General features: G+C 35.8%; 19 protein-coding genes, 1 riboswitch and 1 other annotated feature. Of the genes, 14 read left to right on the top strand and 5 right to left on the bottom strand.

What is annotated here, in order from left to right; all coding sequences use genetic code 11:
- Window positions 1–269: 269 nt before the first annotated feature.
- From BN1066_RS02470 to htpG, 3 genes are all read left to right on the top strand, one after another.
- Entirely contained in the window at window positions 270–539 is a 270-nt protein-coding gene (locus tag BN1066_RS02470) for a hypothetical protein (protein WP_077317937.1), read from the top strand.
- A 702-nt stretch (window positions 540–1,241) separates the two neighbouring features.
- Complete coding sequence (locus BN1066_RS02460; protein WP_077317935.1) at window positions 1,242–2,192, top strand: nucleoside hydrolase; 951 nt, start codon at window positions 1,242–1,244, stop codon at window positions 2,190–2,192.
- A gap of 79 nt (window positions 2,193–2,271) precedes the next feature.
- Window positions 2,272–4,155, top strand: coding sequence for a molecular chaperone HtpG (gene htpG / locus BN1066_RS02455; protein ID WP_077317978.1), 1,884 nt, complete (start codon window positions 2,272–2,274; stop codon window positions 4,153–4,155).
- A gap of 274 nt (window positions 4,156–4,429) precedes the next feature.
- Here htpG and BN1066_RS02450 read toward each other — a convergent pair whose 3' ends face one another.
- A complete protein-coding gene (locus tag BN1066_RS02450) occupies window positions 4,430–5,524 on the bottom strand; it encodes a branched-chain amino acid aminotransferase (RefSeq protein WP_077317934.1) in 1,095 nt (364 codons plus the stop codon).
- Between the two features lie 149 nt (window positions 5,525–5,673).
- On the opposite strand from BN1066_RS02450, the gene BN1066_RS02445 reads away from it, so the two are divergent.
- A complete protein-coding gene (locus BN1066_RS02445; protein WP_077317933.1) occupies window positions 5,674–6,459 on the top strand; it encodes an HAD family hydrolase in 786 nt (261 codons plus the stop codon).
- A gap of 235 nt (window positions 6,460–6,694) precedes the next feature.
- Here BN1066_RS02445 and BN1066_RS02440 read toward each other — a convergent pair whose 3' ends face one another.
- From BN1066_RS02440 to BN1066_RS02425, 4 genes are all read right to left on the bottom strand, one after another.
- Window positions 6,695–7,393: a hypothetical protein gene (locus tag BN1066_RS02440; RefSeq protein WP_077317932.1), complete on the bottom strand. Its 699-nt coding sequence runs from the start codon at window positions 7,391–7,393 to the stop codon at window positions 6,695–6,697.
- 335 nt (window positions 7,394–7,728) lie between these two features.
- Window positions 7,729–9,150 (bottom strand): Na+/H+ antiporter NhaC, encoded by a 1,422-nt coding sequence (nhaC, locus tag BN1066_RS02435; protein ID WP_077317931.1) that lies wholly within the window; start codon window positions 9,148–9,150, stop codon window positions 7,729–7,731.
- A 660-nt stretch (window positions 9,151–9,810) separates the two neighbouring features.
- On the bottom strand, window positions 9,811–11,397 hold the full coding sequence (gene serA, locus BN1066_RS02430; protein WP_077317930.1) for a phosphoglycerate dehydrogenase: 1,587 nt from the start codon (window positions 11,395–11,397) through the stop codon (window positions 9,811–9,813).
- 785 nt (window positions 11,398–12,182) lie between these two features.
- Complete coding sequence (locus tag BN1066_RS02425) at window positions 12,183–13,343, bottom strand: pyridoxal-phosphate-dependent aminotransferase family protein (RefSeq protein ID WP_077317929.1); 1,161 nt, start codon at window positions 13,341–13,343, stop codon at window positions 12,183–12,185.
- 1,064 nt (window positions 13,344–14,407) lie between these two features.
- Here BN1066_RS02425 and BN1066_RS02420 point away from each other — a divergent pair.
- The 10 genes from BN1066_RS02420 (at window position 14,408) to BN1066_RS02370 (ending at window position 24,854) form a co-directional block, all read left to right on the top strand.
- Window positions 14,408–15,157 (top strand): HAD-IIB family hydrolase, encoded by a 750-nt coding sequence (locus BN1066_RS02420; protein ID WP_077317928.1) that lies wholly within the window; start codon window positions 14,408–14,410, stop codon window positions 15,155–15,157.
- Between the two features lie 273 nt (window positions 15,158–15,430).
- Window positions 15,431–16,129: a CBS domain-containing protein gene (locus BN1066_RS02415; protein ID WP_077317927.1), complete on the top strand. Its 699-nt coding sequence runs from the start codon at window positions 15,431–15,433 to the stop codon at window positions 16,127–16,129.
- A gap of 32 nt (window positions 16,130–16,161) precedes the next feature.
- Complete coding sequence (locus tag BN1066_RS02410) at window positions 16,162–16,776, top strand: 3'-5' exonuclease (protein WP_077317926.1); 615 nt, start codon at window positions 16,162–16,164, stop codon at window positions 16,774–16,776.
- A 576-nt stretch (window positions 16,777–17,352) separates the two neighbouring features.
- Window positions 17,353–17,493: a small, acid-soluble spore protein L gene (gene sspL, locus BN1066_RS02405; protein ID WP_077317925.1), complete on the top strand. Its 141-nt coding sequence runs from the start codon at window positions 17,353–17,355 to the stop codon at window positions 17,491–17,493.
- Window positions 17,494–18,481: 988 nt separating this feature from the next.
- Window positions 18,482–18,853, top strand: a complete 372-nt coding sequence (locus BN1066_RS02395) for a VOC family protein (protein ID WP_077317924.1) — start codon at window positions 18,482–18,484, stop codon at window positions 18,851–18,853.
- A gap of 145 nt (window positions 18,854–18,998) precedes the next feature.
- A riboswitch (purine riboswitch) is annotated at window positions 18,999–19,100 on the top strand.
- Between the two features lie 192 nt (window positions 19,101–19,292).
- The gene (locus BN1066_RS02390; protein ID WP_077317923.1) at window positions 19,293–19,874 is read left to right on the top strand and encodes a xanthine phosphoribosyltransferase; all 582 of its coding nucleotides are present in this window, start codon (window positions 19,293–19,295) and stop codon (window positions 19,872–19,874) included.
- A gap of 1 nt (window position 19,875) precedes the next feature.
- On the top strand, window positions 19,876–21,168 hold the full coding sequence (locus BN1066_RS02385) for a nucleobase:cation symporter-2 family protein (RefSeq protein WP_077317922.1): 1,293 nt from the start codon (window positions 19,876–19,878) through the stop codon (window positions 21,166–21,168).
- 744 nt (window positions 21,169–21,912) lie between these two features.
- A complete protein-coding gene (locus tag BN1066_RS02380; RefSeq protein WP_077317921.1) occupies window positions 21,913–23,352 on the top strand; it encodes a DHA2 family efflux MFS transporter permease subunit in 1,440 nt (479 codons plus the stop codon).
- A gap of 170 nt (window positions 23,353–23,522) precedes the next feature.
- Window positions 23,523–23,930, top strand: a complete 408-nt coding sequence (locus BN1066_RS02375; RefSeq protein WP_077317920.1) for a hypothetical protein — start codon at window positions 23,523–23,525, stop codon at window positions 23,928–23,930.
- A 414-nt stretch (window positions 23,931–24,344) separates the two neighbouring features.
- A complete protein-coding gene (locus BN1066_RS02370) occupies window positions 24,345–24,854 on the top strand; it encodes a DNA-deoxyinosine glycosylase (protein WP_077317919.1) in 510 nt (169 codons plus the stop codon).
- Window positions 24,855–25,812: 958 nt separating this feature from the next.
- Window positions 25,813–26,108 (top strand) — a binding site (T-box leader).
- Window positions 26,109–26,152: the final 44 nt, after the last annotated feature.

Below are 26,152 nucleotides of genomic sequence, written 5' to 3'. Positions count from 1 at the left end.
AATAAGGCGTTCCGAAAGAATTACCCGTAGCTTTTTAGCAATACGGGTGTTCTTTGGTATAAAAACTATAAAAATTTTGGGTTTCGTTATTACTTTTTCGAGGCTTGTTGCTAGCTGAATTTTATTTACGTTAAAAGCTTTCTTAACGAATGATTATGCTCAAGAAGTAACGAAAGGTTGTTCATATTAACCCAAGTCCTATATACATAAAATTGGTATAAAAAGACAACCTATAAAAGTGAATAAATAAACTTATTGGAGGTTGTTTAATGGAAAGTCAGCATCCCCACCAGCAAATCGAATTAGCGACAGAACAATTCTCGGAAGCATATCAGCTACTGCAAGAAGCTAAGACGAATGGAGATGAAGAACAGCTCCTGCAAGCGCAACAGCAATTGTTACAAGTAGATAGCTTATTAAAAGCTACACAGTATCATGCAGGTGAACAGGTATTAGAAAATCCACAATTTCAGCAAACATTTGAAAAGCTTCATAATGCAAGACAAGAAATTGAAGAATATAGACAGAACAATCATTAAGGGCTCAGTCTGTTAGAGCCCTTTTTTCTATGTTAAAAGATATCATCATATCTATGCTTTGGGATTTTTTTTGTACGTGTAGCATAGATTGGCAAGTCATGTACCAGCAAATTTTAATCAAGTTGTAGGGACTTTTTTCATACTCTTTTTCTGTTTCTACAATAGCAACCAATTTTAAAAGGATGTCCATAGACGAATTAAAAACTCCTCTTTGGTTAAGGGTGTTTATCAAACTGTATACACGATGCTCTCTCGAACTTCAACTCGACAGGATCTATGAGTATCGCGTTGGGAGCGGGACAAGAAAAACATCGACAGCGATACGTCGCGGTTTTTCAAGGACAGAAAAAAAGACTTCGATAGCAGTACAGCCGAACAAGGAAAAAATTTTCTTTTTCACACTATAGGAAAGTATAAAATTTTACGGTTTATAGTATGAGAAAAACGATAGTATTCGCTATAAAGACTTGGCGACAAGCCAAGTTTTTCTAAAGAACAAAGAAAGCTTTAAGAACATGAAAACGTCAATCGCGATATATTGCGATCTCAACCGACCTCATCTCGGTCTATTTATTTCTCTTTTTGAACATGCACTTAACGTGTCATCATCTTCTCATATCATTTGTAATGGCAGGTAAAACCTGAGACAATATTACTTATCAATGCGATAGAAATATATGGTGAGGGGGCTTTTGGACAAGCATGAAGAAGAAAGTCTATTTAAATCATGATGGTGGTGTAGACGATTTAATTTCTTTATTTTTATTGTTACAAATGGAAGACATTGACTTAGTTGGTGTGGGAGTCATACCCGCAGATTGTTATCTTGAGCCTGCCGTTTATGCGAGCCGTAAAATCATTGATCGGTTTGGCAAAGGGAAGTGTATAGAAGTAGCGGCATCTACATCACGCGGAAAAAATCCTTTTCCAAAAGAATGGCGTATGCATGCCTTTTATGTAGATGCATTGCCGATTTTAAATGAGCATTTACCAATTCAAACCGAGACAATTACATTGCCAAGTCATAAGCATCTGGTGGAAATACTACGTAAGAGTGATGAGCCTGTTACACTCGTATTTATTGGACCATTAACAGATTTGGCAAGAGCACTGGAGGAAGCGCCGGATATTGAAAGAAAAATAGACAAATTAGCTTGGATGGGTGGAACCTTCCTAGAAACAGGAAATGTGGAAGAACCTGAGCATGACGGGACAGCGGAATGGAATGCTTTTTGGGATCCAGAAGCTGTACATAAAGTATGGGAGAGCAATATCGAGATAGATTTAGTAGCCTTAGAGAGTACGAATATGGTTCCTTTAACTGTTGATGTCAGAAATAGATGGGCAAGAGAAAGAGCAGATATAGGTATCGATTTCTTAGGACAATGTTATGCAATGGTACCTCCGCTTGTTCATTTTCAAACCAATTCAACATACTTTTTATGGGATGTACTAACGACTGCAACAATAGGAAATAGTGATGTCGTAAAAAAGAAACAGGTACGTTGTATCGTCCATCCTGATGGAAAAAGCCAGGGGAGAACAGAACTTTACGATACGGGGAGACCAGTGAATCTTGTCTATGAAGTAGATCGAGATTTATTTTTTGATTATATTACAGAATTAGCCCGACAGCATAAAAATAGTAATTAGACGGGCAAGTCTCGTATATTGACAGGAAGTAGAGTTTATGATATTAAAACATATGAGTTCATTGGAAGGAGAGGGTTGTATGGCTAAGCAAGAGTTTAAAGCAGAATCAAAACGATTGCTCGAACTAATGATTAACTCCATTTATTCACAACGTGAGGTATTTTTGCGTGAACTAATTTCCAACGCAAGTGATGCGATGGATAAAATGTATTATCGCAGTTTAACAGATGAAAGCCTAACCTTTAATAAGGAAGATTATTATATTAAAATCATCCCGAATAAAGAAGAACGCACATTGAAGATTATCGATACAGGAATTGGTATGACCAAGGAAGAACTGGAAACGAATCTAGGAACCATTGCTAAAAGCGGATCGTTTGCTTTTAAAAATGATACAGAAATAAAAGATGGTTTTGATATTATCGGTCAATTTGGTGTTGGTTTTTATGCTGCGTTTATGGTAGCTGATAAGGTAACTGTTATCAGTAAATCGATTGATAGTGAACAAGCCTATCAATGGGAATCTTCTGGTACAGATGGATTTACGATTACCCCTAGTGAAAAACAACAAGTAGGAACAGAAATTATCTTAAAAATAAAGGAAAATACCGAAGATGATTCGTTTGATCAATTTCTTGAGGAACATCGTTTACAAGAAATTATTAAGAAATATTCTGATTTCATCCGTTATCCAATTAAAATGGATATAACCAAGAAAAAGCCGAAAGATGAAGATAGCGATGAATATGTCGACTATGTAGAAGAAGAAACGATTAACAGTATGATTCCGATCTGGAAAAAGAATAAAAGTGAGTTAACGGAAGAGGACTATATTAACTTTTATCAAGAGAAACGATATGGATTTGATAAACCATTGAAATCGATGCATGTCAAAGTAGATGGAACCATCCGTTATAACGCAATTTTATTCATACCGGAAAATGCTCCGTTTGACTATTATTCAAAGGAATTCGAAAAAGGACTTGAGCTTTACTCAAACGGTGTTTTGATTATGGATAAATGTGCTGATTTACTTCCTGATTATTTTAGCTTTGTTAAAGGATTGGTAGATTCAGAGGATTTATCGTTAAATATCTCTCGTGAAATGTTGCAACATAACCGGCAATTAAAGGTCATTGCTAAAAATATCACGAAAAAAATAAAAACACAATTACTGCAATTGCAACGCGATGACCGTGAAAATTATGTGAAGTTTTATGAGGCTTTTGGTAGACAGTTGAAATTTGGCGTCTACAATGACTTTGGTGCAAACAAAGAAACGTTGCAAGATTTATTAATGTTCTATTCTTCCACTGAAGAAAAATTAGTGACATTAGAAGAATATGTAAACCGGATGCCGGAAGATCAGAAGTATATCTACTATGCTGCAGGTGAATCGATAGATCGAATTAAGAAGTTACCACAAACAGAATTAGTAGCTGATAAAGGATATGAAATTTTGTACTTTACGGAAGAAGTCGATGAATTTGCGATAAAGATGTTATTGAAGTATAAAGATAAAGAGTTTAAGTCTGTTTCAAGCGGCGATCTCGGTTTGGAAGAAGAGACAACTGATTCAACAGATGAGAAAGAAAAAGAGGAAAACAAAGAACTGTTTAAATATATGAAAGATCAATTAGCTGGAAAGGTAACGGATGTTCGTTCTTCCAAACGTTTAAAGTCACATCCGGTATGTCTGACTGCGGATGGTGAAATATCATTGGAAATGGAAAAAGTACTTAATACGATGCCAAATAACCAGCAAATAAAAGCAGATAAAGTATTGGAAATAAACGTAAATCATGAAGTGTTCCAGGCATTAAAAGATGCCTTTCTCAACGATAAGAACAAACTCAACTTATACACAAACTTATTGTATAATCAGGCACTGCTTATCGAAGGCTTACCTGTTAATGATCCAGTTGAATTTACCAATGATATTTGTAAAGTAATGATTTCATAGTGAAAACACCTGATTATGTAGTATTTCTAGAGCTAAGGATCTAGTTAGAAAATAGACGCTTTCTTCAACTTGAGCTTATGCTTTTGGCTAGCAAGGAAGAAGAAAAGCGTCTATTTTTTGCTGTGTAGAAAATATTATTTTAATTTGCGAAGTAGTAGTTGTAAATCACCTATTATAAGATTTCGTGGAAGATTATGAAATATTCCGCTAAATAAAAACAGAGCACTAAATAATAGTACTCTGTTAATTCAATGTTTAAATGAAATAAGTGCAATCAGTGTTTAACAGTGTGCGACTCACTAACTTTCTCAATCCAATCAAATGGATCTGTTTCTTTTCCATATTGAATGTTAGTTAAAGTCGTATATAATGATTTTGATAGTTCACCAGTCTTGCCGTCATTAATTAATAAGTCTTTACCTTCCCAGCGTAGTTGACCGATTGGTGAAATGACTGCTGCTGTACCCGTACCGAACGCTTCTTCTAACTTACCATCCATATAGGCTTGATACAAATCCTCCATGGAGATTCTGTCTTCAATAACCGGAATATTCCAATGGTTAAGTAATTGAATAACAGAGTTCCGGGTTACACCTTCTAGAATACTCCCGTTTAAAGCAGGAGTATATACTTTTCCATTAATTTTAAAAAATACGTTCATGCTTCCTACTTCTTCAATATACTTTTTCTCTAATCCATCCAGCCACAATACTTGTGTAAACCCTTCTTTAGCACAAAGCTCTTGGGCTTTTAAACTGGCTGCATAGTTTCCTCCGGTTTTTGCCTCTCCAGTTCCGCCTTTTACCGCCCGAACATATTGATTTTCAACCGCGATTTTTACTGGGTTAATCCCTTCTTTGTAATAAGCTCCAACTGGTGACAGAATAATTACAAATTTGTATTGATGTGATGGTGCTACTCCGATATAGGGCTCTGTTGAAATAATGAATGGACGAATATAAAGCGAAGTTCCTTCTGCAGTTGGAATCCATTCTTTATCTAAATATACAAGCTGCTTCATGGCTTCCAGAATAAACGCTTCATCAATCGCCGGAATACATAGGCGGTCATTTGACTTGTTCAAACGTTGAAGATTTTTTTTCGGTCGAAATAGTTGAATATCTCCTTCCGGTGTTTGATATGCTTTTAATCCTTCAAAAACGGATTGTCCATAATGAAATATCATCGCGGATGGATCAATAGATAGCGGTTGGTATGGAATGATACGCGGATCATGCCAACCCAAAGGCTCAGAATAATCCATAATAAACATATGATCCGTAAACACGCTGCCAAATTCCAATTGATCGGTATTGGGTTTTTCTTTCTTCACTGTACAACGATTAACCTTAACTGTCCATTCTTCCATTGCTAATATCCCCTTAGCTGTAAAAATTTTAATAACTATATTAGTCTATATTTTCAATAAAATCAACCCTAAATTAATTAGTTTTTTTGTTTTTCGTAAAATGTTGTATACTTTTAGTAAGATATGCAACAGAAAAAGGAGTTGTATGGATGCGTAAAGCAATTATTTTTGATTTAGATGATACACTACTTTGGGATAAGAAGAGTGTAGCAGAATCGTTCAAAGAAGCCTGTAACAAGGCAAATAAAATCAATCCTAAGATAGACCCAATCGATTTAGAAGAAAGTGTGCGAGAGAAAGCTCGGTCGTTATACGCATCCTATTCTACTTACCCATTTACACAAATGATTGGTATTAACCCTTTCGAAGGACTTTGGGGAGAGTTTGATGATGAAGGAAAGGCGTTTCAACAGTTAAAAGAAATCGCGCCTATTTATCGAAAGGAAGCTTGGGAAAAGGGGTTAGAAGGAGTAGGTGTTGAAGACCGACAATTAGCAATTGAATTAGCGGAAACATTTCCCAAGGTAAGAAAGAAGAAACCATTTGTTTTTGAAGATACGTTTGATGTCTTAGATGCTTTAGCAAATGATTTTAAGCTGGCTTTACTAACGAACGGTTCACCGGATTTACAACACACGAAACTGGAAATGACTCCAAAACTAAAAGATTATTTTGAAGAGATTGTTGTGTCAGGCGACTTTGGCAGCGGGAAGCCTGATCCTGCTATATTTCAATACACATTGGAAAAATTGGACGTAAAAGAAGAAGAAGCGATTATGGTAGGGGATAATTTGCATACGGACATATTAGGTGCTTCACGAAGCGGAATAGATTCGGTATGGATTAATAGACAGGATCTTCAAACAAATGGGTTGCCTACGTTTGAGGTTGAGAGTTTAACTGAACTTCTCTCACTTATTAACCAACATGTATAAAATAGAAAGTACATCTAGGCAAGTGCCCGTTCGTAGAAACATGGCATTGCCTAGTTTTTATGCATGAGAAACTATATTTCTTTTTACATTGTGGATATCTTTTTGGGAAAGTATTATGGTCTAGCTTAACCACTCAAGCTGTAGCTTACTTTGATCTCTTTCTATCATAAATAACATTGGCTTGAATCTAAAGGAAGGCCGACTAAAAGAGGCTTACCGCTCAGGCCGGCATCCCCTATTTTACGTAGGTTACATCATAATTGCCGTTCCTTTTTTGTATTGCGATTCCACAATAGCCTGCTTCAAGCAAGTTTTTTTGCAGGTTAATATCCTGCATGTTTACGATTTTCGTTGTTGTATAGTTATTGTAATCTGGAGGTATATGCAAGTCACGAATTAAAATATATCTTAATTTTCCATTATATTTCGCTTTTAACGCAGATATTTTCATGCCCAAAGCAAGTTTATCTTTAATACTTGGAATATTAAATGGTGCAACTGTAGCTGCTATATAATGAAATATACGTTTATCTACTTGTTTAAATAATTGTTTTCCCATATAATTTTGTAGGCGATTTCCTCGATATGTTGGATGGACGATTGAAATTTCGGAATAGATTATTTTCGACCATTCTGTTTCTAAAAGTCCAAGGTCTCTTCCTAAATGCTCAGGATCTTTTGAATTTGGGATGAGCATGGCACGAAAAGCGACTAACTGATCATGAATAAATATACCGATCATTGATCCTTTTCCAGATAAAATATAGTTGTATTCTTCGGTGGTAAGAGGTTGTAAAAAAGAAGCGCCCTCTACTGTTTGTTCGACTATTTGTTGCAATTTTAAAATATCGTGAAGATAGTTTACAGTTAACTTTTTTAGGTAAAAAGATTGTCCAGAACGAAGTCTCCCACGGTCTATAATTTGTCTATTCATTTAATCCCCTCTTTGCATAATAACGTGTTTATTTGCTTGAATCTATCATCCCAGTACTGAATTCATTCGTATACCGTTCATGATAGCGTTCATATTGTAGATTAAATAACAGATTAATTAATCATATTATATGATGGATATTTGAAAGTAGTTTCGTATAGCATACGCGTCTAGCAATCTTCGAGCTTCTTTCTACGATAGGGAACCATCTGCTCTTCCCACTGTTTGAATTAAAAAAGTACTCTATGAATAAGTTACCTCCATCTCATCAGGAAGTTCTCTTGTTTGGTGAGCGTTATTTTCCCCTCCGTCATACCACCACATTTTTTTAAATCCTATTGTGCTTCACTGATATAATCGTTTTGCTTTGCTTTAGCTGTTTTGGCAATTGTAAATCCACTGAATGCATAGAGGATTGCAATCATTGGTACAGTATAATTTAAAATGGCGTATGGAGCATAACTAAAGGCATGAACATCTAAGGTAGCATAGATAAATACACCACATGTATTCCAAGGAATAAATACGGAGGTTAACGTCCCCCCATCTTCCAAAGAACGGGAGAGGTTTTTAGAGTGTAACCCCTTTTCTTTATATACATTCATAAACATACGTGAAGGTACAACAATTGAAATGTATTGTTCTGAGCAGGTAGCATTTGTTAAAAAAGCAGCACTGATTGTTGAGGTAATGAGTGATCCGGTCGTTTTAACTATTTTTAATAATTGGTCCATTATTGCTTTTAGCATTCCTGAGTATTCCATAATACCGCCAAAGGTCATAGCAACAATTGTCATAGACACCGTATACATCATTGACATTAAACCGCCACGGTTAAATAGTTCAGCAATCATTTCATTGGATGTCTCGATGGAGTAACCCTTTTGTAATACATGTAAACCAGAGGCAATAGAATCGCCTTGAATAAAAATTTGTGCTAAAAATCCCATCACAATTCCAACAGCTATTGCTGGAATAGCCGGCACTTTAAAGATGACAAGGATAATGACTAGCAATGGGATAAGCAAAAGGTAAGGTGATATAGTAAAATTCGCCTCCAAATCGGCTATTGTTTGGGCAATACTTGCATTTTCAATGGAAGCTTTTCCGACATCTTTACCTATGTAAGCAAAAACAATAAGTGCAATAATTAAACCCGGGATCGTCGTAAACAGCATATGTTTAATATGAATGAACAAATCTGTATTTGTCAAACCTGCTGCTAAATTTGTCGTATCAGATAGTGGTGACATTTTATCGCCAAAATAGGACCCGGAAATAACAGCACCAGCGACGATAGGTGCTGGAATCCCCATGCTGATACCAATTCCCATCCCTGCAACACCAATCGTTCCCATCGTAGCCCAAGAGCTCCCGACAGTCAAAGCAACGATACTGCAGATGATTGTAATCGTTACCAAAAAAATGGAGGGAGAAATAATTTTTAGACCGTAATAGATCATTGTTGCTACAATGCCGCCACCAATCCATGCACCAATCGTTAGTCCAACTAACATAATAATAATTACAGCTGGAAGTGCTAGTCTTATTCCTTGAAACATCATTTCTTCAATTTCCTTCCATTTATAGTTGTGTTTCCAAGCAATCAAAGCAGCAGCTCCAGTACCTATAATCAATGGTATATGTGGTTCACCTTTAAAAACAACAATGGTTAACAGCATGGACATAATCATGATGATAAGTGGAAAAATTGCCCACCAAAAGTATATGTCTTTTTGGGGAATATTCGTGTGCATTTAAAAAAGCAGCTCCTTCCGTAATTGTAATTTTCAACAAAATAATAAAATTAATTTTAATTAGAAATGATAAAATTGTCAATATATTATAGTTGGCTAGAGGGGGAAGAGAATTACAAAATCTAACGTTTAAAAGAGATAGGGGATCATCTTGTTATTGTGTTAAAGAAAAAGGTTAGAAGAATTACAGATTGACTTGAGTTGGAGTGACAGAAGAGGGATACGGGGATGGGAGAATTAGATAAACTATTCGTTAGAAGGAATGGAAAAATAAGGAGACTGGGACAAAACGAAAACAGCTGATTAAAAAACGAACCATAAATCGTCCTTGTACTATAGTAAAGTATAAAATTTTAGGCTTTATCCCGCATGTAAGGTGCCGTAAGACTCCCACTTCAAAATCTTGAGTTGATACAAAAGGTCTAAGTGGGAGAAAACGGCACCTAAATGCCCGATTCGTTTAAGGGCCTTTAGGTCATACCCCCTGAGGTACTAACGTTCAGTAGGAGATGGAAGAAAACTCCTACTGAATGAAGTTTCACTTTATCGTATAAGAAAAACTATGGCTTTCTAAACACAAACAAACCGAACAATTATAAATGAATTGTTCGGTTTTTGCTGTTTCGTATTTGCTTATGTCCCAGCCTCTTTATTCCGTAATCAAAGATCGATGGCAATAGCAGCATGGATTTCTTCGAGTTTTTCTAATGCTTCCAGCGCCTTCTTTTCAATGTGGCGATCTACAGTCATAACCATAATTGCATTACCGCCAACCTTTGCACGATCCACCTGCATTGTTGCAATATTGATATGCATTGTAGCAAGCAAACTACCCATTTTACCGATGACCCCGGGCTGGTCGATATGGTGAATAACTAATAGATGACCTTTTGGTGTAACGTCGACACTATAGTCATCTACTTTTACAATCCGTGGACCTAAACCGTTAAGTAATGTGCCAGCAACACTTCGCTTGTCTGATTTGGTACTTACTTCGACGCGAATTAAGTTGGTAAACCCTTGAGTGGTAGAAGTTTTATTTTCATGAATTGTTATTCCTCTTTTTTCTGCTAAATAAAGCGCATTGACATCATTAACATGGTCGCCGAGATGACGGGTTAATAGTCCTTTCACTGCATTGCGAGTAATTGGTTCAATTTTAGTCTTGGCGACATCGCCAGAATAATAGAGATTGATTCCTTCAATGGGTTCCTTAGCCAAATGGATAAGAAACTGACCGAGTTTTTCTGCCAAATGGAAGTATGGTTCAATTTCACTTAATACTTCTTTAGTTACAGATGGTAAATTAACAGGATTACGCACTGCATCCCCATTCTTAAAGCGAATGACATCCTCACTTACGTCAATAGCGACAATTTCTTGAGCTTCTACGGTACTTGCACCTAAATGTGGTGTAGCGATGACTTCTGGTAAATTCAATAATTTATTTTCGAAAAATGGTTCTTCTTCAAAGACGTCAAGTGCGGCTCCAGCTACTTTCTTTTCCTCAATAGCATCATACAGTGCTTCTTCATCAATGATTCCACCACGTGCACAGTTAATGATATAGACTCCGGTTTTCATTAAGGCAAACGCTTCTTTATTTAACAGATGTCTTGTTTCTTTCAGCAATGGAGTATGAATGGTGATGAAATCGGCTTTTTTCAATACTTCTTCCAAGCTGCCTATTTCAATCCCAAATTTCTTAGCTTGGTCTTCAGTAAGAAATGGATCGTATGCAACAATGTTCATACGTTGTCCTCTGGCTCTATACGCTACTTCCGAACCAATTCTTCCGAGTCCGATAATTCCTAACGTTTTATTTTTTAACTCGGTTCCAATATATTTTTTTCTATCCCATAGTTTATTTTTTAGTGACAAATAAGCTTGGGGTATTTTTCGAGACAGAGCCATCATCATGGCTACCGTGTGCTCTGCTGCTGAATTTGTATTTCCATTTGGAGCGTTTACAACAATAATACCGTGTTCTGTTGCAGCTTCTAAATCAATATTATCTACACCAACACCGGCACGCCCAATGATTTTTAAGTTTTTGGCTTTCGTAATAAAATTACGTGTCACTTGAGTTTGACTACGAACTAATAGCGCATCATACTCTGAAATACGCTTATCGAGTTCTTCTTTGGACCAGTCTGTTCCAATATCAACTGTTATTTTATCTGCTTGTTTTAACGGAGCAATTCCATCATCACTTAAAGGATCTGCGATTAATACTTTAAATGTCATTATCGTTCCTCCTCGATTATTTTTTATCGTTTAGGAAACTATATTTGTTCCTACATGTGGATAATTATTTTGAAAAGTATCTTTGTCTAGTTTAAGCGTTCAGTAACAACTAGCAAACTTCGAACTTCTTCCTACAAAAGTCAGCATCGGCGGAAGGTCGACTAAAAGTAGGTTTGCCGCTCAGGCATCGGCATACCCCAGTTGCAGGGCCCTTTTTCTTTTATCTTAAATGTAAGAATTTGTATTTTTCTTATATCTATGATTATGCAAATATAATGAGAAAAACGGCACCTAAATGCCCGATTGGTTCATCTAACATTCCGTGTAAAAAAACATTCCACGGAATGAAGTTTCACTGTATCTCGTCAGGAGATCTTAAGTTGTACGTCGCTATCGAGCGCTTGCGTTTCAGTTTTTTAATTTGCATCTAAAATGCCCGTAAGCCCCACTTTAAGAGTTATAGTTTATACGAAGTGGGGAACCGTATCTAAATGCCTAATTGGTTGGGACAACAGAACAAAAAACTACGATAGCGATAACTGTACGCATTCTTTGAATGAGTTTTCACTTTATAAAAACAAAAGCTTAAACGATGTCTTAGATGGAAAAAATAGTGTGATATGGAAGCTTTCGTTACCTATTAACCTATGTCAGTAGGAATGAATAATTTCAAAAAAGGTTTAACTATTAGAGCTTCTAAAAAGCCATACTGCTGACTCGTTTCCTTCCTATTTTTTAATTTGTATGACAGAACAGGAAGGAAATTAATGGTGATTTTAAAAAAGTCAAACCAAGCTTAACTCAGCCAGATAATTAGCTTGAGCTGCTTTAACACCCGTACCGAGCTCAATTGTTTTGCCGATTTGTTGTAAGCCCAATTCAATTAAACTGATTGTTTGCAAAACATCTGCTGGTGAACAATAACCCATATGCCCAATGCGGAAAATAGCCCCTTTTAAATGTTGCTGTCCCCCTGCAATAGTTAAGCCAAAGTTAGTTCGAAGCACTTTGCGCAAATCTTCTGAAGAGAAATCATTCGGTTTTACTGCTGTTACAGTAGGGGAAGCATCGGCATCCTTTGTCAGTAAAGGAATATTTAATGCATGAAATGCTGCTCTTGTCATAGCTGCCATTGTGTTATGACGCTTATAAATGGCTGCTAATCCTTCTTCTTCCATTAATGCTAAAGCTTGTTTCAAACCTTGCAGTAAAGAAACAGCTGGGGTGAAAGGCGTAGAATCCTCTCTAAGTTTGGCACGATATTTTCGCATGTCTAAATAGAATCTTGAATGTGGATTTTGTTCTATCACTTTCCATGCACGTTCACTTGCAGCAATAAATGCAAGTCCCGCTGGCAGCATCATTGCTTTTTGTGATCCAGTAACAACAATATCTAGTCCCCACTCATCCATTTTTGTTTCCGTTCCTCCGACACATGAAACACCATCAACAATGAATAATGCATTGGACTCGCGGTGAACAATCTCTGCTAGTTCCTTTACAGGATTTAAGACAGCAGTAGAAGTTTCACAAAAAGTCGCAAATACAGCCTTTACATTTGGATGTGCTTTTAATAGTTCAGCTAAACGATCTTGATCAGCAGCTTCACCCCATGTTACGTCGTATTTATGAACTTTAATGTGATATTCATCACAAATTTTTGTAAACCGGTCTCCAAAGGCGCCAGTTACAATAATTACCACTTCTTCACCAGGTTGGACAGCATTTACTACGGCTGTCTCAAGCGCTGCAGTTCCACTAGCTGTATAAATTAAAATATCTTCCTTCGTACCAAAGATTGGTTTTAGTTTTTCTTTAACCGTTTGTAATAATTCTTTCATTTCTTGCCCGCGATGACCAATCATCGGTTGCGCCATTGCATGTGTGACGCTAGGAGGGATTGGTGTTGGACCTGGAATTCTAAGTATATGTTGATCAGGTAACATCGGTTTAAGGTTCTCCTTTCTTCCTTTTCGTTTCATCGTGTATTTTTTTCTGAATAATAGTTTACAGCATAGCAGAACTTTAAATATTGTCAATAAATTTTGTGATTTTTTACGATGTAAACATTTTTTATGATTTAGGAAGCTAGTACAATATTTTAAGGATGATTGGCAGAATTAAGCGTTTTTGTTGAGTTTTAGTGCTTGTCGAGGCTGACAAGACATTTGTACTTTGATTTCAATTTTGAAGTAATTCTATTTTATAGTTTGATTCTTTTAGGAAGTAGCTTTTTTATACTATAGGAAAGTGTAAAACTTTAGGATTTATCCCGCATGTAAGGTGCCGTACTTTCCTCAATTCTAAAATCTATTATGCATTGTGAACATAAAAGAAAAACGGCACCTAAATGCCCGATTGGTTCAAGGGCCTTTAGGTCATAACCTTGTGGTACTAACATTCCGTGTAAAAAGCATTCCACGGAATGAAGTTTCACTTTATCCCGCATGTAAGGTGCCGTAAGTTTCCCACTTCAAGACCTGAGTTCGTGCAAGGGGTCAAAGTGGAAAAAACGGCACCTAAATGTCCGATTGGTTCAACTAACATTCCGTGTAAAAAGCATTCCACGGAATGAAGTTTCACTTTATCGTATAAGAAAAACGATAGCTTTCTAATCCTAAGCGAAGTCTCCAAGCTAACTTCGATCTTCTTAGAATAAGTCAACATCTACACTTTTATGTTTTTTTATCCTTGAAAAACCTCGATGTGTCGCTGTCGTAGCATATTCTGTCCTCATAAGTGAAAAACACGTTTCTGTACACGATGCTACCCTGGGGAAGGTTTGCTCTACCTGGCGTTTCGCTATACAATAGTTTAAACGTTAATCGAATGAAAGGCTATATTTAGAGACTTCTTGTACACAAGGTCTTTGTACAATTAAGAAAAATGTTGGTGAAAAGCGCCTGTTTTAACAAGTTAAGTTGAAAGTAAATAGCTATATTTTCGCATTAATCTTAATCATAAACATTTAAAATTATGATACGAATAAATTATCAAAGGGATGAAAAACATGAACTTTGTCTTTGACCTTGATGGAACTATTTGCTTTCAAGGCAATCCAGTGTCCAGCAACATTCTTAATTGCCTACATGCTTTAGAGCAGGATGTGATTTTTGCATCTGCTAGACCAATAAGAGATATGCTTCCTGTTTTACATAAACGGTTCCATACGTATACGTTAATTGGAGGAAATGGTTCGCTCATTTATAAAAATAGGAAATTAGTCCATGCACATACGTTTACAAATGAGCAGCTGGGTATTATTTTAAAATTGATTCACAAACATCAAGCAACATTTCTTATCGATAGTGATTGGGATTATGCTTATACTGGCCCCGATGATCATCCAATCGTTAAAAATATAGATCGTGGGAACTTGGCAAAAAATTTGACAGTCAATCAATTAACGCAAGTAGTGAAAATATTGATTGTTACAATGAATGATTACACAGTTCTATTAAAGGAATTAGAAGTGCTGGATGTAACGATTCATAAGCATCATAATGAGCAAACAATTGATATAAGCCCAAGAGGGATTAATAAATGGAGTGCGTTAAAAAAGCTAGGAATCGCGAAAAACAATTACATTGCATTTGGTAATGACGCAAATGATATCTCCATGTTTAAGCATGCGGCTCACTCGGTAATGATTGGTAATCATAAAGAATTAGCATATTTTGCAGATGAAAAGATCGACTGCGAAGAGCAAGTGATGATTCATAAGATTCGAACACTTGCAAAAGGGGACTTTATTTTCTGAATTGAGATTGGTTAGTAATGAATGCCGAACACTTTTAATCTTTACATAAAATGTATAAAATGGAACATAGAATGGTTTAGTTTTATCCCACATCTAACTGGGAGTAAGAGGGATCGAAGAAGTTTAGGTGGGGAATAACTGAAAGTCAAATGTCCGATTGGTTCAAGGGCCTTTAGGTCATACCCTTGCGGTACTAACCATGAGTGGGGGATGAAACAAAACCCCGTTTCACTTTATAACAAAAAGAAAATGTAAGGTAGGGAGCACGGGAATATGTACAAAAACTCAGACCGATTTTTAACTTCGTTTAACCGCATTGAGAAAATGCTGAGAGATTTGCTCATCAACAAAAAAGATGCAAGCTTTTCTAAAGCAGTTAAGATTCTAAAAAACTCCAATGCATTAATCAAGCAATACAGTGATGATCTGTTGGAATTTGCGGAACTGCGAAATGCAATTGTTCATAATAAGATTGATATGACATATGCAATAGCGGAACCACATGATGAAATAGTTGAAAAAATCGAAACGATAGAAAAGGAACTAAGTGCACCAAAGTATGTTATCCCTACCTTTCAAAAGTATGTCTACTGTTTTCAAAATACGGATGAATTAAGCAAGCCATTAAAAGTAATTCACGAGAAAAAGCTATCTAAATTTCCAATTTATGAGGGAAAAACTTATCAAGGATTATTAACGCAAAAAGGTATTACAAACTGGCTTGCAAGTATGGAGCAACGCGAAGAACAGCTCAAAAGCAGCTATCAAATCAAAGATGTTCTGCCATTTGAAAACGAGGAAAATTCCCGTTTTATAGCTGAGGATACAGCAATATATGAAGCTGTAGATTTATTTAAAGAGCACACAAGTAAAGGAAGGCGATTAGAAGCATTACTGATAACGAAACATGGGAATCCTTCAGAAAGACTACTTGGAATTATTACAGCATGGGATATTCTTGAAATATCTTAAAAACTAGATTTAACGAAAGAAGCGGATAAAAGATGAATTTTGTGTCGATTGATTTTGAAACAGCTAACGAAAAACGATCTAGTCCCTGTGCAGTAGGTATTGTTGTAGCTAACGAAACGGATATTATTGATGAATATTATAGTTTGATAAATCCACTTGCTGAATTTCGCTCGATGAATATAAATATACATGGAATTACACCTAAGCAGGTAGAGAATGCTCCTACATTTGCGGAACTTTGGCCAAAGCTTTATCAATATTTATCTAAAGGAACGGTTATTGCCCACAATGCAAGTTTCGATATGAGTGTAATGAGGCATACATTGGATTATTTTCACCTGCCTTATCCGGAACTGGATTATTTGTGTACCGTTGCTATTTCTAAACAAATGTGGCCTAAATTACATAATTATAAATTAAATACATTGGCAAACTATCATCGAATCCACTTTGCTCACCACCATGCCTTAGAGGATGCCAGAGTGGCTGCCAAGATTTTCATCAAAGCATTGAATGTCAGCGAACCTGGTACTTTGGAGGGGTTGCTAAGCGCATGTCATTTACAAAGTGGAAAGATTTATCAGCACGGGTATATTGCTCCAAAGAAAAGACAGAAGCGTCAGCGTAAACGAATGTGTTTGTTCTAAAAGCTAGATTTTTAGTAAGGCATGGTTAGCGAAGACAGAGCAGGTGGCTTTGTTACAATATGCTTTTCGTCTTTTGTGTTTTGGTTAGTACGGTAAAGAAAAGCGAATCATACTGTCTTCGTAGTACTAACCATGTTGATGTGAAGTAATATGAAATTCTTTTTTACAGCTCAAGATCAACTGCGAAAACTGGGTTCAGCTGGTAACCCGCTTTAAATGTCCAAACTAAAATTGTTAATAGAGAGATTGAAGAGGTAATCTATCAGCTGGATGGAGTAGAAGAAGTTGTAATCAGTATTCCTGATCCTTATTGGATTGAAGCAGTTACTGCAATCATTGTTCCTAAAAAATTAACCTAACAACATCTCAAGTTGAAGCTTTTTGCTAGAAACGATTATCAAAGTTCAAAGTGCCAAAACATTATCTTTACAGAAACACTTCCGAAAAATCAAAGTGGAAAAGTAGTAAAACGATCATTAAGAAGCCGGTATGAGAATCTTTATGATAAAAATCCTTAAATTTTAAGCAACGTATATTTGAGGTGAGTTGTGCCACACGATATGTGGAGGTGTCGCCATGAGTTATCAAAAGGATTCATACAGAAAACAGCAAGTTCATCGTAGTGTAAATCCTCAAGGACTATCAGAAGATACAAAAGATCAACGACCGAAGTCTAAGCTGGAAGAACGAGCGAAAAAGAAAAACACAAAAATTTAAAGGTGTAAATATAAAAAAGTAAACGTAAAAAATAGATGGTAGTAGAGATCTGAAAAATGATCATATACATCAACCGCAAACAGTATTAGAGGATGGATAAGCCACAATTAAACGTAAGTGAAATAAACATACTATGGTAATAAGTTGTTGTACTAATTTGCAAGCGTTGTCATTACAAAAGAATACAGAATTACCTTTTACCATTGAAAATTTTAGTGGCAATGTTATAATGGGATCACAAGCTGCAATGTACGTATTTTATTAAGTTTTAACCTCTAATGATGAAATAGGGAGTTTTATATCGAAGCTTTAATGTCGAGCCGTCTTGAGCGGAGGACAGGACAGCTTTCTGCGAGCACCCACTTGGTGAAGTGGTGGTTTAAAACTTTTTATTACAAAATACGGCAATTGTGGCCTGTTTTTTTGGCAATCTAACCCGACCAGCTTCTTATTCAGGCTTGGTCGTTTTATTTTACTATAGAAAGTATAAAACTTTAGGCTTTATCCCGCATGTAAGGTGCCGTAAGTTTCCCACTTCAAGTCCTGAGTTCGTGCAAAGGGGCAAAGTGGTAGAAAACGGCACCTAAATGCCCGATTGGTTCAAGGGCCTTTAGGTCATACCCTTGTGGTACTAACATTCCGTGTAAAAAGCATTCCACGGCATGAAGTTTCACTTTATCGTATAAGAAAAACGATAGCTTTTAAAGACTTGGCGACACGCCAAGTTTTTCTAATATATTTGTTCAGAAGGAGCTAAAATCATAAATTCGATGTATTATCGTTTTGCGAGATCCAAGCTTGCACTTTAGTGGAGAGACGATAATAAACTATGAAAAATTGTAGCATTATTGTTTTCTGGTTTTATAAAATTTTAAAATAATAATATTCTACTACTGTTCAGATAAAAAATGGTAATACATATGGATTGAAAAACGATATTAGTAAGGTTTAGCCTTTATCTTATTCTATAGTTGACGGGGGGGATAATATGTCGTTTCATTATGAAAAAATTGATCATGTACAGCTTGCTGCACCAAAAAATGAGGAGCATACAGCAAGAGACTTTTACCAGAGGATATTAAAGTTTCAAGAAATTGATAAACCGATAACATTGAAAAAGAATGGCGGTGTCTGGTTTCAAGCAGGTTCTGTAAAATTGCATATTGGCGTAGAGGCTCCCTTTTTTCCAGCAAAGAAAGCACATCCTGCAATTCTTGTGAATCAGCTTAAACAGTTAAGAGAGCATCTGATAAATCAAAAAGTCGATGTTATCGATGATGATCGGCTACCAGGCGCAAATCGCTTTTATATTCATGATCCGTTCGGAAACCGGTTGGAATTTCTGGAATGGACGGAGTAGCAATAGTATTTTAAGCGAAGGAGAAACGGTTTGGATTGATTAGACGGAAGAATGACCCCGCAGAAATTTTTTATGTCAATTATCAGAATGTTAGTTTTATTAGATACAGGGTTGCTTATTCATCTTAAGATGCTATACTAGTTACATTCAAAAAAATACTGTTTTTCATATAATAGCAGGAATATGGCCTGCAAGTTTCTACCGGTTTACCGTAAATGAACCGACTATGAAAATGACTGGTAAAAAATTGTATGTTACTACTGTATGCAATTACAATACTTCTTGGGCATATTGCGCTCGAAGTTCAGTTTTCCGTTCATAGTTCTCTTACGGAAACTGGGCTTCGAGTTTTTGTTTTTTTATGAGGATGTTTTAAAGGTTGCGGTAGAAATGACGCCTCGAATTTCATTATTATTTGCTAGAAAGGAAGCACGACATCATGGAACGATTAAAACAAAAGATTTTAGCTGAAGGAACGGTACTGTCGGACACTGTGTTGAAAGTGGATGCATTTTTAAATCACCAAATTGATCCGGAACTAATGGAGGATATTGGAAAAGAGTTTGCAAAGCGGTTTGCTGATGATGGAATAACAAAAATCTTAACTTTAGAATCCTCTGGTATTGCTCCTGCTGTGATGACAGGGTTAGTGTTGCAAACACCAGTGATTTTTGCACGAAAAAGAAAGTCTTTAACCTTAACCGATCACCTTTATTCAGCGAGCGTTTATTCCTTTACAAAAGAGGAAACCAATGAAATATCTATTTCCCAATCATTTATTTCAAGTGATGATACCGTATTAATTGTGGATGATTTTTTAGCAAATGGACAAGCTGTATTCGGTTTAATTGATATCCTCGAACAGGCAAAAGCAACGATTGCTGGAATTGGAATTGTTATTGAAAAAGGATTTCAAAATGGCGGGGAAGCAATTCGCAAGGAAGGATACCGAGTCGAGTCCCTGGCAACGATTGCTGAATTATCAGAAGGAAACGTAGCTTTTAAGGAGGAGGACAACTAACATGAAAAACGCAGCCCTAGGTTTACAACATCTTTTAGCTATGTATGCAGGAGCGATCTTAGTTCCCTTAATTGTTGGTGACGCACTAGGATTAACCACTGAACAGCTAACCTACCTTGTTGCTATTGATATTTTAATGTGCGGAGTCGCTACGATTTTACAGGTACTGCAAAACCGTTTTTTTGGTATCGGTCTTCCTGTTGTTCTCGGTTGTACTTTTACTGCTGTTGGTCCAATGATTGCAATCGGTGCGGAGTATGGGATAACAGCTATATATGGTGCAATTCTTGTATCTGGATTATTTGTTTTTCTTATTGGACGCTTTTTTGGTAAGTTAGTTCGCTTTTTTCCACCTGTTGTTACTGGATCTGTTGTTACCATCATTGGTATTACTTTAATTCCTGTAGCTATAAATAATATGGGTGGTGGAGAGGGAGCAAGTGATTTTGGCTCTGTAGCTAATATTGCCTTATCATTTGGAACGCTTTTATTTATTATATTTATGTATCGATTTACAAAAGGCTTTATAAAATCTATTTCTATTTTGCTAGGTCTAATTGCAGGGACAATAGTAGCTGCTGTTATGGGAATGGTTAAATTTCAAGCTGTTACAGATGCTTCCTATTTACATTTACCTCATCCGTTTTATTTTGGTACACCAACATTTGAATGGTCTGCTATTGTTACAATGATTTTAGTAGCAATTGTTTCTTTAGTAGAATCAACAGGCGTGTATTTTGCATTAGGGGATATTACCGAGCGGAAATTAACTAAAGAAGACTTGGGAAACGGTTATCGCGCAGAGGGTTTAGCGATTATATTAGGTGGAATTTTTAATGCTTTCCCATATACTGCATTTTCACAAAATGTTGGACTAATTCAAATGACAGGTATAAAAAAGAAACGAATTATTATGATTACAGGAGCAATGCTCATTACCTTAGGCTTTATTCCTAAAATTGCTGCTGTAACAACCATTATTCCAACACCTGTATTAGGCGGGGCTATGATTGCTATGTTCGGAATGGTTATTTCACAAGGGATAAAGATGCTAGGGCCGGTCATTAAGGAATCATCAGAAAATGCGATGATTATTGCTTGTTCAGTAGGCATGGGCTTAGGTGTTACAGTTGTTCCAGAAATATTTGCTAAGCTGCCCAATAGTATACAAATTTTAACAAGCAATGGAATTGTTGCTGGTAGTGTGACAGCGATCTTTCTAAATATGCTGTTCCATATGCTTCCTCATAAAAAATCGAGTAGTGCTGTAGTTTTAAAAGAACAGGAAGTATAATTGATCGGTTCGGTTAAGTGATTATTCATTTTATCACTTCGTACAACTAAAAAAAGATTATTAAAAAACAGAAGTAAGGGGATCATACTAAACTCCTTACTTCTGTTTTTTGATTTATAGAAGCTGTTCCGAAAAGTCCGTAAAAATGATGCATTGAAATTCCTTGTACGTTAAGAACGTATAAAATTTTACTTAGAAGTTAATTCATTGCTAGAAATTTGTGCAGATACAGTATAAATGCAATTAGACATTACGCCAAAGAAGTAGAACCAGTCAAGTTTTCTTTATCTCACATGTAAGGTGCCGTAAGTCTCCCCCTTCAAGAATATAAGGAACACGGTGAAGTCAACGTGTAAGAAACGGCATCTAAATATTCAATTGGTTCAAGGGCCTTTAGGTCATATCTTTGCGGTACTAACATTTCTTGGGTAAAACATTCCAAGAAATGAAGTTTCACTATATCTCGTCAGCGGTTCTCTAGTTTGTACGTTGCTAACCAGAGTACTTTTTTGTGTCTTACTCATGCAGCTCTAGCTTAGTAAAGTTCGAAAACATTGCGATTAATTCAAGGACATTATAATCTTAAGAACCTCAGGTGTCTTCCCCTTTTTTGAATACGCACTTATATGAACTCAGAATAAACTAACACTTCCAGAAAGATGAAGTTTTCTTTAATTATGTGGTAGAATATAAGGTACTTTTTCTTTAGATAAGTCATGCGAATATATAAAAGGTGGGGAATAAATGGCGCATCAAGAATTAGAAAATGTAGAACAAATAAATAAATTACCGATCATCATTGTTCTGATAACCGGAGCGTTTTTAGCTATTTTAAACCAAACTTTACTTACAACAGCTATTCCTCCAATCATGATTGACTTACATTTGACGGAGAATGCGGCACAGTGGGTAACGACCATCTTCATGCTAGTAAATGGGATTATGATACCAATTACAGCTTTTTTAATTGAAACCTTTACAACACGTAAATTGTTCATTTCTTCAATGGGTATTTTTACTATCGGTACACTAATTTGCGCTATTTCGCCAAACTTTTTTCTATTAATGGTTGGACGGATCATTCAAGCAGCAGGTGCAGGGATTATGATGCCATTAATGATGACGATATTTTTGCTGATTTTTCCGATTGAAAAAAGAGGTGCGGCAATGGGGACAGTAGGACTTGTAATTGGATTTGCCCCAGCACTTGGTCCGGTAATTTCTGGCTGGTTAGTAGAGCATTATCCTTGGAGATCTGTATTTTATGTCGTCTTACCCTTAGCTGCTATTAATGTGATTGTAGCATATTTTGTTATGAAAAATATTACGAAACGTACATTTCCAAAAGTAGATATGTTGTCTATTTTATTTTCTACAATAGGGTTTGGCGGAATTTTATATGGATTTAGTAGTGCTGGAAATACTGGATGGACCAATAAAATGGTTGTCGGTTCACTTATTATTGGTATGGTCTCCTTATATATATTTATTATTCGGCAATTTAAATTAAAAGAACCGATTTTAGAGTTTCGGGTATTTAAGAATAAGATGTTCACGATAACGATGATTATCGGTATGATTGGATTTATTGGTTTAATCGCAGCAGAAACCATTTTACCGATTTATATGCAAAATATGGCAGGTTTTTCTTCTTTTGAATCAGGGTTAATGATTCTTCCGGGAGCATTATTAATGGGGATTATGTCGCCGATAAATGGACGAATTTTTGACAGGTTTGGTGCTAGGTATCTTGTCATCATTGGATTATTTTTACTAACCATTACGTCATTGTTATATACCAATTTGACAAAAGATACGTCATTTGCGTATTTAACGGTTATTTTTGCTATTCGTATGTTTGGGATTTCTATGATAATGATGCCTTCAACAACAGCCGGATTAAATCAATTGTCATATCGGCTTATTCCCCATGGATCTGCTATGACCAATACAATGCGTCAGGTAGCCGCTTCTATTGGTACAGCATTACTAATAACAATTATGACTGCTACAGCTTTAGCAACAGGTAGTAATGAAACTGTCCTTGGACAGATACACGGTGTGAATATGGCATTTTATGCAGCTACAGTTTTGTCTTTTATCGGGCTTTTTTTGGCTTTCTTTGTTAAAGATAGTACCCCACAAGATATAAAAGAACAAATAGTAAAGCGTAAACAGGCTTAAGAACCTTGTACAATAAAAATTGATAATATAAACTAGTCAACAATGAATAATAAGCGTTAGTTTTTATCTAAGATGATACGAATAAGCACTGTAATTTAACTTAAACATTGTTTTTCATTGGTTCAATGAGGGAATCGAAAAAGAAAAGAGAAATATAAGGGGTGAGACATTTGGTATCCTTACCAACGAGTGTTTGGATAATTTATGTCGTTTTTATAGCGGGGACATTGTTATTAGCAATTGTAAGTAATGCACGAGACCGCTTGATCCCATTTGCTTATTTATCAATTATATTATCCATTGCTACTCCGCTTATAGGTTTTTTATATTCTATTGGTAGACCAGAAGAGGTTAATGAGCTGACTTATCTTTTTAGCCAAATGTGGAATGGTAGTTTAACAGCAATATTCATTTTTATGAGTCATCTCTATTTACTAGTTTCTTTAGGGTTGTTTATCAAGGGCAATACTACGGTTAAACTTAGTAGTAAATTGAATACAATGATGAAAAAAATAAAATCAATCATACAACTTGTTGATAAAAGAGTTCGCCATAGAACCAAGAAGCGGGCAGAATAAATGCATTAGATAGGAGTGGATGCCACAAGTTGCTTTATAATCTCCACTTCAAGCGTAATAGAGGGTACTAAATGGAAGATAACAGCACTTTAAATATCGCCATTCATTCGTGTCGACAGAACAAAGAAGACTATCTTAAATAGGTATCGTATACAGTAAAAGCGATTTTCTTTTTAAGACGCTTGTGATTTTAGCATGGATTCCATTTCGAGAAGAAAAATGCTTACTTTATTAAATTTGAAGTAAAAACAATTTTGAATATGCATGGTTATAATAGAGAAAAAATGTAAGTGTTTAGCGTCATGCATTAGTTAACTATAAAAGTACTTTGCTAAACGGAAAGATGGTAGCTATAGGAAGAGTTTCCCATTTATCAGTTTTTTGTTTGATTTGATGAAGTAGGAGGTAGTTATTATGCAGAAGTTGACATCTTTTCCCCCTGTCCTGCCAAAAAAGCCAGCTGTTCTTATCTTAGGCTCAATGCCAGTTGTGAAATCGTTGGAAAAACAACAATATTATGGTAATCCAAGAAACCACTTTTGGAATATCCTATTTACGTTATTCAATGAGCCTTTAGTAGAAAACTATGAAAATAAGCTTGCGTTTTGCAAAAAGCATCGCATCGCTTTATGGGATACCATTGTTACTTGTTATCGTCAAGGGAGTCTTGATGCGAATATACGTGATGCAGTACCAAATGATATTCCCAGTTTATTAAAAAAGTACCCTTCTATAAAATTGATAGCTTGTAATGGTAGCAAATCGTATCAGTTGTTTGTTAAATATTTTAAAAATGCTAAAATATCACCTGTAAACGTAGTAAAACTTCCTTCTACCAGCCCTATTCCAGGCCGATATACAAAAACGTTTCATGAAAAAGTGGAAGAATGGCGGATTATTTTACGTTATATCGATGAAAAATAGAAATTGTTTAGTAAAAAGATAATGAAAATTGCATAATTTGTCGATTTTTTTAATGAAAATAAGGTATAATGAATATGCAAGATAATGAGCATTTTTAGAGAAGCATAGAAATATTCATTTGATGCAGTGAAAAGTTTTTCTACGCAGGATCTGTAATTATCTCTCTATAAGAGAAGTTGTTCCTAAATATCCAATTTGTTCGGATTTAAGAACAAGAAAAGTTTCAATATCGGTACATTGACAAGGGTGCAGCGATTTTAGTTTTTGTTCAAAAATGGACGAATAATTGTTCAATTGGATTAATAGGATAAGATTGGTTGCTTTTAACTTTTTAACAAAGAAAATTTCCGGTAGATTTAGCGAAAGGGTAAGGCATTCCAATGAAAAGCTCACATGAATAAAGAAGATTTCCATTGCTTAAAGGTTTGATGTTGGATAGGTGGGACCGTAAAAGAGTCGCAAGCGGCAACTTGCGACTCAGACAGTTATCCGCAAAGGGGCGGCGACTTTGCTACAGGACACAACAAGCTACAGTTCGTTATCCATGGTCAACACAGTCGGCAGGGTGATTACTTGCTTTCGCGGCTATTGACAATCAACAGTACAAGTGTCGCAAACGAAAACATCAGCTCAAGCGTTTTGTCAATGGAAATCAAAAGTGTTCAGCCCCTTTCATTAGGGATTACCAGTCGCCAAGCACTAAGAAGCATCGCTACTTCCTTATACACCCTGCATAACCTGTCCCTACTATTATACTATATAGAGCTTGTCCATTGTGGAAATAATTAGGAAATGGTATAAAATTCTCATATTTCAATAAAATTAATATATAATCTTACCTAGATCATTTTTTTCAAGTAGGCTGGTCGGCTTGTATGAAAGTTATTCACATTTATCATAACAGTTGCTTTATTAAATAAAATAAGCTATATATAGATATAATACGTTTTAATACAATAAAAAGGCAATGACAGAGGAAAAGTATGGTTGATTATTTTATACAGAGAGCTTCGGAAGCTGAAAAGAAGTAAAAATATCAATCAGAAAAATGGCCTCCAGAGCCTCATGCTGAACATACTATTAGTAGGTTATGACGGAGATTGGTACCCGTTATCGTACCAAAGTATAAAACGTTTTGAAATGATTATTTAAAATTTTGGTAACAAATTCAAAAACGGGAGTACTTTTCGAGGCTGTATATGAGATATACAGTAAAATAAGGTGGTACCACGTATGTTGCATCACGTCCTTATCATTAAGATAAGGACGTGATTTTTTGTTAGGAAAGTATAAAAATT

Origin of the sequence: Virgibacillus proomii, from assembly GCF_900162615.1 — a bacterium.
GTDB classification, from domain to species: Bacteria; Bacillota; Bacilli; order Bacillales; family Amphibacillaceae; genus Virgibacillus; species Virgibacillus proomii.
This window is presented reverse-complemented; position numbering and strand designations above follow the sequence as displayed.

Excerpts from the sequence above, each read along its gene's own strand:
- BN1066_RS02385 (WP_077317922.1), top strand. The coding sequence starts at position 19,876 with ATGAAAAACGCAGCCCTAGGTTTACAACATCTTTTAGCTATGTATGCA.
- nhaC (WP_077317931.1), bottom strand. The coding sequence starts at position 9,150 with ATGCACACGAATATTCCCCAAAAAGACATATACTTTTGGTGGGCAATT.
- BN1066_RS02415 (WP_077317927.1), top strand. The coding sequence starts at position 15,431 with ATGTACAAAAACTCAGACCGATTTTTAACTTCGTTTAACCGCATTGAG.
- BN1066_RS02460 (WP_077317935.1), top strand. The coding sequence starts at position 1,242 with ATGAAGAAGAAAGTCTATTTAAATCATGATGGTGGTGTAGACGATTTA.
- BN1066_RS02425 (WP_077317929.1), bottom strand. The coding sequence starts at position 13,343 with ATGTTACCTGATCAACATATACTTAGAATTCCAGGTCCAACACCAATC.
- BN1066_RS02450 (WP_077317934.1), bottom strand. The coding sequence starts at position 5,524 with ATGGAAGAATGGACAGTTAAGGTTAATCGTTGTACAGTGAAGAAAGAA.
- BN1066_RS02370 (WP_077317919.1), top strand. The coding sequence starts at position 24,345 with ATGCAGAAGTTGACATCTTTTCCCCCTGTCCTGCCAAAAAAGCCAGCT.
- BN1066_RS02445 (WP_077317933.1), top strand. The coding sequence starts at position 5,674 with ATGCGTAAAGCAATTATTTTTGATTTAGATGATACACTACTTTGGGAT.
- htpG (WP_077317978.1), top strand. The coding sequence starts at position 2,272 with ATGGCTAAGCAAGAGTTTAAAGCAGAATCAAAACGATTGCTCGAACTA.
- BN1066_RS02390 (WP_077317923.1), top strand. The coding sequence starts at position 19,293 with ATGGAACGATTAAAACAAAAGATTTTAGCTGAAGGAACGGTACTGTCG.
- sspL (WP_077317925.1), top strand. The coding sequence starts at position 17,353 with ATGAGTTATCAAAAGGATTCATACAGAAAACAGCAAGTTCATCGTAGT.
- BN1066_RS02470 (WP_077317937.1), top strand. The coding sequence starts at position 270 with ATGGAAAGTCAGCATCCCCACCAGCAAATCGAATTAGCGACAGAACAA.
- BN1066_RS02380 (WP_077317921.1), top strand. The coding sequence starts at position 21,913 with ATGGCGCATCAAGAATTAGAAAATGTAGAACAAATAAATAAATTACCG.
- serA (WP_077317930.1), bottom strand. The coding sequence starts at position 11,397 with ATGACATTTAAAGTATTAATCGCAGATCCTTTAAGTGATGATGGAATT.
- BN1066_RS02440 (WP_077317932.1), bottom strand. The coding sequence starts at position 7,393 with ATGAATAGACAAATTATAGACCGTGGGAGACTTCGTTCTGGACAATCT.
- BN1066_RS02395 (WP_077317924.1), top strand. The coding sequence starts at position 18,482 with ATGTCGTTTCATTATGAAAAAATTGATCATGTACAGCTTGCTGCACCA.
- BN1066_RS02420 (WP_077317928.1), top strand. The coding sequence starts at position 14,408 with ATGAACTTTGTCTTTGACCTTGATGGAACTATTTGCTTTCAAGGCAAT.
- BN1066_RS02410 (WP_077317926.1), top strand. The coding sequence starts at position 16,162 with ATGAATTTTGTGTCGATTGATTTTGAAACAGCTAACGAAAAACGATCT.